The sequence below is a fragment of the Bartonella sp. AP57NXGY genome (genome assembly GCF_042195805.1).
Lineage (GTDB): Bacteria > Pseudomonadota > Alphaproteobacteria > Rhizobiales > Rhizobiaceae > Bartonella.
In genome coordinates this window covers 1-3339 of the sequence record NZ_JBHIOZ010000135.1, presented here as the reverse complement: position 1 = coordinate 3339, position 3339 = coordinate 1, and the positions used below count along the sequence as shown (strand labels likewise).

Annotated in this window: 1 protein-coding gene and 1 pseudogene; both read left to right on the top strand. The window is 37.8% G+C overall.

What is annotated here, in order from left to right; translation table 11 throughout:
* The coding region (locus ACFIL8_RS08500) for an autotransporter outer membrane beta-barrel domain-containing protein (RefSeq protein ID WP_375689431.1) at positions 1 to 897 on the top strand (897 nt) is incomplete at its 5' end.
* 676 nt (positions 898 to 1573) lie between these two features.
* Positions 1574 to 3339: pseudogene (locus ACFIL8_RS08495) on the top strand (autotransporter outer membrane beta-barrel domain-containing protein); the annotation flags it as partial.

Here is a 3339-nt window from a genome sequence, read left to right as displayed (position 1 = left end):
GATATTAGCAATCAAAATAAGCAATTGGAGACGTTGCGGATGACTTCTACAGGAATGGTAGAGGTTCGTGAAAATCCCGCTTTATACTTGCGCGGCTATGGTGGAAGTTATCATTATGCTTCAGATCTGTCCGCACTTGAATATGGTTATGACGGCGATCTTAGTTATAATGGTGTAGAGGCGGGTGTTCTGCTGCAAACTATTGAAAATACCGACAGTGCTATATCCTTTGGCATTATGGGAACTTATGGAAAACTTTCTTTGCAGCCTGTGAATGTTGAGTACAGTCAGAAGAGTGCATTTGATAAATGGACTGCTACGGTATATGGTAGCATGCAGCATAATGTTGGCTTCTATGTCGACGGTCTTTTATCCTATGGTCTGTTCAAAGGTGATGTTCTCACCCTTGCACGGGGTAAAACAGCAACATTAAAAGGTAATCCTTTGAGTGTTTCTTTAGCTGGTGGTCAGACAATTATGACAGGATATAAGGGCTTTGTCTTTGATCCGCAGGTTCAGGTTGTGTATCAACATCTCCAGTTTAATAAAGCCCGTGATATCGACAATTTTGATATTGAAATGGGTAACCTTAATCAGTGGGTAGCACGTGTTGGTGGACGCTTAACCAAGATTCCTACAGGTTCTGAAGGCGTGAATGCTATTGCTTTCTATGGTAAGCTTTATCTTGCTCATGGTTTTGAAGGAAAACAGTTTGTGCATTTCAATGATGCTTTCAAGTTAGGAGCTTTTGGTTCTTCTCTAGAGGCTGGATTAGGTTTTAATGCCAAACTGTTGCCACAGTTCTCTCTGCATGCTGATATTCTCTATCAACACAAGCTTAATAAGGCTGGTTTTTCGGGAACGAGTTTTTCCGGAGGAGTACGTTATCAGTTTTAATATAAGGTACACTATGTACCTTTTTAGAAAAGGCAGCACATTGTGTTGCCTTTTTTCTTTATAACAACTTGTGTTGTTCTTAAGAAATCTCGTCTTCTTTATTAAGCAAAAAAGACATAGTTTGTTTTATGCATGAGAGCACTTTTCTTCGCTAAAGCGAATTTTCTTAAAATTTATGCTGCTACTGATGCGATAGAGTGCTTCGCTTTTATCGGCTTTTTAAGCGTTCAGCAGACCGGTATGCGTTACGTTATCCTTTTTGGTACTGTATTGATATTATCTAATATAATATTTGATGTTTTCTAAAGCTCGTTTTTGAGAGTTTGTTTTCTACTGATTTAAGTCATTGTTTCATTCATCTCCTTGTGGATTAATTTTTAAAGTTCACAAGGTTTGATTGTGTTTTTAATTAATTGCACGCACTGGTTTTATTTTTTCTTTACACGAAATACAGAATGCATTATACACTTATAAAGTGTGTTTTTGCAATTGTTCTCTTATAGGTGGTTTTGGCGTAGAGCTTTTGCCAAATTTATTGGGATAATTCATTGCACAGTTCAGATGAGCATGAGGCATGTTCTTTTGTTACACTTTTCGTATTTTTGAGGTGTGCAATGGGGTGTTTTGTAAGTGCTTTTGTTTTTAATGAGAGGGGAAGGAAAGTTTCGAGGGAACTATGATTAAAGTTTTTAGAAATCATGTATGTTTATGTGCTTGTACAACAGCTATCCTCTCTTTGCTTCAAAATGGAAGAGAAGTGTATGCGGCTGCAGAGGGGAAGGATAGTAAACCTTATGTTATAAAGGTTATTCCAGTTGTCTCTGCTAATTCTTCTCCTCAGCTTAGCGGGAGTAATAAGCATAAGCTTCCTCTTAGTGGAGAAAGTGGTGATAATTATTATCCTCCTAATATGATTAATGTTGGCAATAACGATGATGGTATTCGTGGGGGAAATGATTATCGTAAGCTGAGTGGATTAGTTGGGGAGAATGGGCGTAAGGAAAATGTAGATAATACGGTTAAAAATGAGCACTCTGATGGAAGAGGAGTGAATCTTGGGTTTTATTACTATAATCGGTTGTATTATATATGCGATAATTGCGGGGAGTCTAAAATTGATAATAAATCTTATAAGATTACGAATGAGAACGCTTCCTTCTATCCTGATGATCCTACTGCTATAACGGTGAAAGGAATAGGTACAGAAGTTCGCGGGGAGGATGTAACGGTTAGTAGTCAAGTTGCTGATAAAACTTTTCTAGTGGGGGTGCATGTATTAGAGAACGGTAAGATTGTTTTGGAAGATCCGATTATCAAAAATACAGTTATAGCCCTTCGTGCGAGTGATGGAGTGATTGAGGTAAAAAATGGAAAAATTAAGGAAAGTCATGAGGGTGTTGATGCAACAGAGAATTCGTTTGTTCTTTTAGAGGATACAGAAATTAAGACAGCTAATGGGAATGCAAGTCTTTTAAGTTATGATCATTCAGAAATTTGGATGTCAGGTGGATCAGTTGATTTTATGAACAGCCATGGGATTTCTTCGATGTTAGGTGGAAAAGTAAATCTCGAGAATGTTAAAATTACTGGGAAGGGTGATAAAGGTAAGGATCGTGCGGTTGTGCATATGGATTTAGGGGGGGCTGTTAATTTAGAGGGTAATATTGTTAGTACTGGTGGGGGTATCCATGGCATATTATTAGAAAATATAGTCAATTCTATTCCTCTTCAGGAAGTTAAAGATTTATCAAATGAGGATTCTGATTCAAAAATTCCTGTGACTGAAGTTAATATGAAATCCTCTTCTGTTACCGTAAATGGTAAGGGATCTTATGGTATCTATTTTCGGGGAGAGAAGCCATGGAGTGAAGGTGGGGATAAAAAAGAAGAAATTTCATCAGAGGAAGAAAAAGCTCCACCACGATTAGAAGTTGTTAATTTGGATAAAACAGAGTTTTCTGTTTTAGACGATGCGGCTCTTTATGGTAAAAACATGATTTCTGGTGCGGTGGGGTTGGTACACAGCACTCTTCGTTCAGGGAATTTTTTATTAAAAGCTGAGGAAGGTGCTTCTATAACAGTTTTGGCGGATGCTTCTACTCTTGAGGGTCGCACACACGTTGATAAAGACTCTAATGCTGAGCTTTATTTGGGAGGCCGTTCTAAATGGATTTTACAACAACCGTTGCAAAAAGATCAACACGAGGCTGCACATGATTCTTCTATTTCACTCGTGAGTCTTATGGATGAGAGTTCTATTAATTTTAAAAGACACGAATCTTCTTCTGTTGATGATTATCAAACCCTTCGTATTGGAAAGGGAAAGGGTGAAGTTTATAGAGTACGGGATGGTGCCTCTATTTCTCTTAATACATATCTGAATAGTGGTGGTGCTCTTAATCATCAAAAGACGGATCGTGTTTTAATTCATGGTGATGTTTC